We start from the raw sequence: 7,527 nt of genomic DNA on the forward strand, positions 1-7,527 counted from the left end.
GCCCAGGGATTGAGAAAAGAGAGAATTCGCCGTCGCTGGTATTCCTTAAACGCGATGCTAATCCCAGCTAAGAGCGCCCCGCTCAAAGCCGTTCCTCCCAACATCTTATAAGGAAGTCCTGCCGCCAGTGCCATCAGCCACAGCATCATCCCGCACAACCCCGTCGTACTCAAGTTCGGCTGCAACAAAATCAGAACCAACATTAACCCCCAGATTCCCAACCAAGTAAAACGATGTTGGACTCTAAGCTGGTTCCATCGACCAAAGATTTTTGCGGCTTGGAGAATCAGAAAAGGTTTGAGCAGTTCCGAGGGCTGGATGGGAATCGAGCCGATCGAGATCCAGCGCGTTGCTCCATTGACTGTGGTTCCGACACCGGGCACCAAAATTAATCCCAGGAGAATGAAAATCAACAGTAGAAACCAACGCGCGATTCCTAGCAAATACGTCAGAGGAGTCCGCACCACGATCCAAAATCCGATCGAGCCGACAACCGCCCAAATGAGTTGGCGCTTGAAGTAGTACATTCCATCTCCATGCTCCAGGCTAGCGGTGGGATAGGATGCAGAAAATAAGACGATTAAGCCCATCACCAGCCACACACCCGTCAGCCAGCTCAGCACGCGAGCTTCCCATGCCCAATCCGACACGGCGGCATCGAAGAAAGGAACCAAACGACGTAGATTCGCGAACATGAACGTTGAAATTGGATAATTTATGTTCTTTAGACTATCACCTATAGCGCTGCGTGCAGGGGAGGCTGGGGGAGCAAAACCCTGATTCTCTGGTTAGATATCGTTGGCTGTAACGATGGAATTTCGTCCGAATCTCGGAAAGTGACAGAAGAGAAATATCCCTGACCATAAAATTAAGAGAAAACGACAATCGATCTCTCTGAAAAAAAAGAGGTCGCGAAGACCTCTAAAAACGATGGATGACTTATTAATTTTGAAGCGTTTTTAAGCCAGTCCAGTGCTGGCTCCGGGCTTGCCTGTTGCGAGCTTGACTTTGACGATCTTGCCGCCCATTTTCTGAATGCGCTGTTGCTCGCGGAACCAGTTATCGTAGGGAACGAGCTTGGTGAAGTAGGTGTTTTGCAGCTCTCGCTGAGTTCGGATGCGAGTTTGGCTGGGAACGCAAGCCGTAATCTTGAACATTCGCATGGGTTTGTCTCCTAGTTCTTTGAAAAAACGTTGATTGTTATGGGGAAATTCGATACTCCGTTGCGGCGCAACGGCAGATATTTTTTAGGAAGTTTTTTGTGGAAATAACACAGACGAAGCGCTGATTTGGGTTTCGCCTACAGCCTACGCTCGAATTTAATGGTTGCCCCAGGGAACTACCTAAAAATTATTTTCTTTTAGGCTTTTCCACACTTTTATTTTATCTCTAAAAGCGATCGTTCATCGAAAAAGCAACGATCGAGCCACTCGCCTCGCTTTTTTAAGCTTTAGCCAAAAACTAGGGGTGGCTGCTATTTTGGGGTCGGGTAAAATCTTAATCTATATCAAAGTCTGGGAGTCAAGAGTCAATACCAGGCGGTTCAAACTTATCTTTTTTCTGATGAAAGGATAAGCCTTTAAGGTCTAGCACTCACTCTGGACTTCCCAGACCTGAATTCAGACAAAAAACACTTGCAAATAAAGTTGCGGGTTTTTTATTCTGACTCGTTCGAGTTGAGTTAGCTCAAGCCCGAGCAAATGTAGTCGAAGTAAACACCCATTTCTTTGCCGGCATCAGAGCCAACCAAACCAGCGGTGACTTCTTTCATCGCTTGAATGGCACTCACGAGAGTTCCGATGGGCACGCCCAAAGAATTGTAGGTTTCTTTCAAACCGTTGAGCACGCGCTCGTCGAGAATGGAAGGATCCCCTGCGAGCATTGCATAGGTGGCGTAGCGCAAGAAATAGTCCATGTCGCGGATGCAAGCAGCATAGCGACGGGTGGTGTACATGTTGCCACCGGGACGGGTGACATCGGAGTACAACAAAGACTTGGCAACGGCTTCTTTGACGATCGTGGGGGCGTTGGCGCTAATGGCAGTCGCCGCCCGAACCCGCAGTTGACCGCTTTGGAAGTAGCCCTTGAGCTTGTCCATAGCGCTGCCATCCAGGTATTTACCCTGAACGTCAGAGGCATTGATAACGGCAGTAATTGCGTCTTGCATGATTTTGCTTCCTTAGAATTAGCTAAATCTAGTTTGACTTTAGATTTGAGATCTCTTAAAAAATCTAAACTCTCATTTCGGGGATGCTTTATTGCATCGCACCGATAACGTAGTCGAAGTAAGAACCGGCTTCAGCCGCATCTTCGCCAGACATAGAACCGGTCGCAACCGACTTCATGCAGCGAACGCTTTCTGCAACGGCATCGATGGAAGTTCCCAAAGAGCGATACATTTCGCGCACGCCTACGATTCCGATTTCTTCGATCGGAGTCACGTCGCCGGCGACGATACCGTAAGTGACCAGACGCAGGTAGTAATCCATATCCCGCAAGCAGGTCGCAGTCATTTCTTCACCGTAGGCATTACCGCCGGGGGAAACAACGTCGGGACGCTTCTGGAAGAGCTGGTCGGCTGCTGTTTTGACAATCCGCTCGCGGTTGTCGGTTAGAACTTGGGCGATCCGCAGGCGCTGTTCGCCGGTGGAAACAAAGCCTTTGATCCGATCCAATTCGCCAGGGCTGAGGTAACGAGCCTCAGCATCGGCATTCACGATCGATTTCGTGACAATACTCATGATTTTACTTTCTCCAGAAAGGAAAATTTACCGCGTGTATGTAAATTAGGGATTTTCCCTTAATTTTGCAGTCAAGTGATATTTTCCAGCATGGTGTTTAGATTTCAAGTCTTAACTTAATACTTTGTAATATTTCTCTCAGGTTCGATCTGCAAAATTTCCATGAGATCCGATGAAGGAACAAAACTCTAAAACCTTACGTCTGACTAGCTTTGAGGCGATCTAAAAAATCTCTTCAAGTGGGGAAATTCGAGAATTTCGATCGATCCGAATCATTGCTGCGTAATTTCCGTAAACCCTGGATCGATCGTTGTAGTACTAAGTAGGGGAATACTTCAGTATGGGCGGTTAAAGGGTAGATTTCCCCACCTTTACGACCCAAAACGAGAAGGATACGATGGTTATACAAACTCATACTGATTTCAAGTTCGTTCGGTAATCGTTGCGTGGATCTGCTAGTGGCAGGATTTGAATTGGGATTCGATCGAGTTCCTGCCACGCGTTATCAACTTCGTCCCAACCCTCTTTTTTGTCCCATGACTGCCCCAAATTGAACGCTTTCCACCGATGTGGATCGCGCATAGTGCGGGTCAACCCAAACTAACTTTGGTGTCGTTTATCTTCAGAGCTTACCCATGCCAATCGCCAACGCTAATCTCAAAAATACTCACTCCACATTCAAAGCCGATACCGTTCGGACGTACCTGCATGAAATCGGGCGAGTCCCGTTGCTCACCCACGAGCAAGAAATTGTTTTGGGCAAGCAGGTTCAAGCAATGGTGAAATTGCTCGACGCCAAAGAGTCTCTACGTCAGAAAATCGATCGCGAGCCGACTTTGTCTGAATGGGCGGCGCAAGTCTCTCTAGAAGAATCCGAACTTCGCGGGGCGATCGTTCGGGGTCAGCGAGCCAAGCGAAAGATGATCGAAGCGAACTTGCGTTTAGTCGTCGCCATCGCCAAAAAATACCAAAAGCGCAATCTGGAATTTTTGGATCTGATTCAGGAAGGCACCCTAGGACTCGAACGGGGAGTCGAGAAATTTGACCCCATGCGCGGCTACAAATTCTCCACCTATGCTTATTGGTGGATTCGTCAAGCGATCACCCGCGCCATCGCCCAGCAGGCGCGCACGATTCGCCTACCCATTCATATCACCGAGAAGCTCAACCAAATCAAGAAAGTGCAACGGGAACTGACCCAAAAATTGGGTCGTTCTCCCAACCCCAAAGAAATTGGTGAAGCCCTCGAGCTTGAAACCACTCAAATCCGAGAGTTTCTTTCCCTGTCTCGGCAACCCATTTCTCTCGATTTACGGGTTGGGGATAACCAAGATACCGAGTTGCAAGATTTGCTAGAGGATGAAAGCGCTTCCCCCGAGCGTTACGCCACTCAGAAGCTACTGCGCCAAGATCTGGAAAATCTCCTAGCCGAGCTGACCCCCCAGCAGCGAGAAGTGATTATGCTGCGCTTCGGCTTCAAAGACGGTCGAGAACTGTCGCTGGCTAAAGTGGGCGCTCAGCTCAATATCAGCCGAGAGCGAGTGCGCCAGTTAGAGCATCAAGCACTCAATCACCTCCGTCGCCATCGGGCTAACGTACAGGGATACTTGGCCAGCTAACACAAAGCATCGATCGCGGGTAAAGTACCCGCATCGAATTAAAACAACTAGGGAGAGCAGTTTCACGTTGGAAGCTGCTCTCTTTTGCTATATTTATTTATTTTTGTAAATTCATTCAGTAATTTGCGAAATTGGATGTGATGTTTCAAATAACGACGTTGCAGCTACCCCGAAATATCTCTAGCGGGAGTTGCCGTTCTAAAAAAAAATAAACCCCTTTATCAACTAAATTTTTAACCAGAGGAGGATAGCCAAGTGTTCGATCGCGCAGATAACTTCATTGCATCCTACCGTCGAGGAGCTGGCAACTCGACGAAACAACTGCCGAGCGCACTGCTGGCGACTGGAAGCTTGCTGCTGAGTCTGGCAGTCTTTTTCGGGGCTTCCCAACCCTCAATCGCCTCGATGAAAAAGCAGATTCTGTCTCAACCCTCACCCTCCACCGACGCTCCCATTCCGATGCAGACTCCAATTCCGGCAGTCGCACAATCCCATCTGATTCCCGATGGCATTTACCTCTACGGTCAGTCGTCCGAACCCGAGCAAATCGGGGCGGAGTACATGGTATTCGAGAGCCGTCAAGATCGCGTCGTCGGTGCGCTTTATCTACCGCAATCGTCTTTCGATTGTTTTTACGGTCGTCGAGAGTCTCAAGCTTTGAGTTTGAGCATCATCAATAGCTATCAAAATACGACCCATCCTTATGCCGTTGCGTTGAGTGCGAGTGAAACTACAGTTGCTTCAACCGGTGATGTCGTCGGAAATTTCGAGCTGCAAGGATTGCAACGAATTGATGAAATTAGCCAGAACGATACGCGCATATTAGAGATGTGTAAAGAAAATTACCAAGATGAAGTTTGGGAATAAAAAATAGATGCGATCGAGCAAAATTTTCGCTTATCGACCGCATCTATTTTCGGATATCTCAAACCTAGATGTAACATTAGTTGGTCGTTCGTGCTTTCGATTTGTTCGTAATGAGACTACTCGAAAAGTAATCATTGAAACTTTATTTCGATCGGTCAGTTCCCTTGATAAAATCAAGATGAACGAGTTAAAAGTTTGGCAAAATCTCCATGTTTAAAAACCCCAGAACTGGGGTATCGTTGCTGCGGCTTGGAGCGAAGGTAAATATATTCACAAGTGACTCGATCGAATTTCGTTGTTTTATTGATTTGCCAATTTTCGATACAAGCTCCCGTAAAGATTGCTTGCCTAAATTGAGTTCCGATCGCTTGCACCTGGGTTAAGTTCGCTTCGCTCAAATCTGCCCCCGTACAGTTGGCTTCTCTCACGTTCGCCCCATACAGGTCTGCCCCCCGAAGACTCGCTCCCGCTAAGTTGACTTGACCTAAATTGGCATTTCTTAAATCGGCACCCGTAAGATATGCTTCTCTAAGATTCGAGCCAATGAGATAAGCTCCTACCAGATAAGTTCCGCTTAATTCGGCCCCTCTTAGGTCGGCTCCAATAAACTTCACATCTTTGAGGTAAGCTCCTCCCAAGTCCGCATCTTTCAACGTCGTTCCTCTCAAATAGGCCGAACTCAGGTCAGCTCCAATTAAATAAGCGCCACCCAAGTTTGCCTCGCGCAGGTTGGCACCGACCAAATCTGCACCCAATAAATCTGCATCTCTAAGATTTGCCCCAGCCAGATCTGCTCCGGTCAAGTCTACCTGAATCTCGCGATGGCTTTTTCGCCACCGATTCCATAGAGAGATATCCTGACGGAGCAAAGTGAGATGTTTCCCATTTGCCATCTAGCGCTGGCTCCTCAGCTTGGACATTAGTTACAGTTTAGTTCAAATCGGAATGAACGTACTCCCAGAGGGTGCTGGCGCTACTTTTTCAAAATATAGAACCACTCAAGTATCCCAACTGATGAAAAATATATAGTACATGAAGGCAACGATCTATGTGCAAAAATTGACAGGTGATGAGACGATCGGGGATCGATTTTATGTGGGAAAGCCTGCTTCAAGCTCAAAAAATTGCAGATAGGTTGAACGATCGCACCTTCAAGCCAACTAAGCCCCTGAAACTGACATCGAACCCGGTGAAGAGCGACAGCAAAAAGCGCCCTCTGCGCTGGTGCTGGATGATGGCATGGCCAATGGCGATGGCGAGTACGGCGATCGTTCCCACCGAGGTTTGGGCTTTGTCAGTGGGAATCCCTGGAGGGGAAGCCCTCGCTCAAAACCCTTCGGGTTCCACCCTCGAGCGTCCGGTGCTTCAGTTGGGTTCTCAGGGAACGGATGTATCCGAACTCCAGGCAGCTTTGAAGCTTCTTGGATACTATGGGGACGTCGTTAATGGTGTTTTCGATCGATCTACCGCCGAAGCGGTTTTGGGGTTCCAGGAAGCTGCGGGACTCAACCCAAACGGAATCGTCGATGCCAAAACCTGGACCCGTCTCTTTCCTGCCATGTTGCCCCAATCCACAACCGAACCCTGCACTTGTAACGATAGAAATACATCGGCGGCGGCAACCGATCGATCCGCATCGGGAGATTTGCCATTGTTGCGCCTAGGAATGCAAGGAACGGCAGTTTTGGGCGTGCAACAGCGCCTGCAAGCGCTGGGATTTTTCCAAGGGAAGCCGGATGGAGTCTTCGGAACCGATACCCAAGCGGCAGTGGAAGCCGCGCAGCAAAGCTACGATCTCCAAACTGATGGTGTTGTCGGTCCCTCCACTTGGGACGTTTTAATGCGTTAGAAATTGGCAAGGCGCGATCTCAGTCCAAAACGAGACTCAGTGCCGCTCGAGCAATCTCGTCAGGGTCGGCATTCTCGCCATGGTTTGCCAACACCACAACGATCGCGTCTTCTTCGGGCAAATACCAGAGGGTCGAGAGAAAGCCTCCCGAGCTACCATCGTGCCCCCACACTTCCCCCCACTCGCTGTCCCAGACACTGACCCCCAAACCGTACCCATTCCCGTCGCCATCTTCGACCCAATCCAACATTTCATCGAAGGTTTCGGGGTCGAGTAGTTCTTCGTCGGCGAGTAAGGCGCGAGCAAAGGTTGCCAGGTCGCGAGCAGTGGAAATGAGTCCCCCGTCTCCCAGACCGTATCCGTTGTTGTACTGGTTCATGTTGTCGGGCTTGCCGTCGCCGTCCCAGTCTTCGTAACCGATGACAAATCCCCCTGGCAGGGTTTCGCGACC

The 7,527-nt window shown here is 49.1% G+C and carries 9 protein-coding genes; 3 read left to right on the top strand and 6 right to left on the bottom strand.

Annotated elements, in window-relative coordinates; genetic code table 11:
• From IQ235_RS13440 to apcA, 4 genes are all read right to left on the bottom strand, one after another.
• Positions 1-695, bottom strand: a 695-nt coding sequence (locus tag IQ235_RS13440; protein ID WP_264321964.1) for an FtsW/RodA/SpoVE family cell cycle protein, incomplete at its 3' end; no start/stop codon positions are given.
• A gap of 264 nt (positions 696-959) precedes the next feature.
• Complete coding sequence (locus IQ235_RS13445) at positions 960-1,163, bottom strand: phycobilisome linker polypeptide (RefSeq protein WP_264321965.1); 204 nt, start codon at positions 1,161-1,163, stop codon at positions 960-962.
• A gap of 518 nt (positions 1,164-1,681) precedes the next feature.
• On the bottom strand, positions 1,682-2,167 hold the full coding sequence (gene apcB / locus IQ235_RS13450; protein WP_264321966.1) for an allophycocyanin subunit beta: 486 nt from the start codon (positions 2,165-2,167) through the stop codon (positions 1,682-1,684).
• 88 nt (positions 2,168-2,255) lie between these two features.
• Positions 2,256-2,741, bottom strand: coding sequence for an allophycocyanin subunit alpha (gene apcA / locus IQ235_RS13455; protein WP_264321967.1), 486 nt, complete (start codon positions 2,739-2,741; stop codon positions 2,256-2,258).
• Positions 2,742-3,376: 635 nt separating this feature from the next.
• On the opposite strand from apcA, the gene IQ235_RS13460 reads away from it, so the two are divergent.
• A complete protein-coding gene (locus IQ235_RS13460; protein WP_264321968.1) occupies positions 3,377-4,360 on the top strand; it encodes an RNA polymerase sigma factor, RpoD/SigA family in 984 nt (327 codons plus the stop codon).
• A 255-nt stretch (positions 4,361-4,615) separates the two neighbouring features.
• The gene (locus IQ235_RS13465; protein WP_264321969.1) at positions 4,616-5,227 is read left to right on the top strand and encodes a hypothetical protein; all 612 of its coding nucleotides are present in this window, start codon (positions 4,616-4,618) and stop codon (positions 5,225-5,227) included.
• A 173-nt stretch (positions 5,228-5,400) separates the two neighbouring features.
• Here IQ235_RS13465 and IQ235_RS13470 read toward each other — a convergent pair whose 3' ends face one another.
• The gene (locus tag IQ235_RS13470; protein ID WP_264321970.1) at positions 5,401-6,120 is read right to left on the bottom strand and encodes a pentapeptide repeat-containing protein; all 720 of its coding nucleotides are present in this window, start codon (positions 6,118-6,120) and stop codon (positions 5,401-5,403) included.
• Between the two features lie 200 nt (positions 6,121-6,320).
• Here IQ235_RS13470 and IQ235_RS13475 point away from each other — a divergent pair, with 200 nt between their 5' ends.
• Positions 6,321-7,076, top strand: coding sequence for a peptidoglycan-binding domain-containing protein (locus tag IQ235_RS13475; protein ID WP_264321971.1), 756 nt, complete (start codon positions 6,321-6,323; stop codon positions 7,074-7,076).
• A 19-nt stretch (positions 7,077-7,095) separates the two neighbouring features.
• On the opposite strand, the gene IQ235_RS13480 is transcribed toward IQ235_RS13475, so the two are convergent.
• A partial coding sequence (locus IQ235_RS13480) for a serine hydrolase domain-containing protein (protein WP_264321972.1) occupies positions 7,096-7,527 on the bottom strand: 432 nt, incomplete at its 5' end.

This window comes from Zarconia navalis LEGE 11467, from assembly GCF_015207075.1.
GTDB classification, from domain to species: domain Bacteria; phylum Cyanobacteriota; class Cyanobacteriia; order Cyanobacteriales; family Geitlerinemataceae; genus Zarconia; species Zarconia navalis.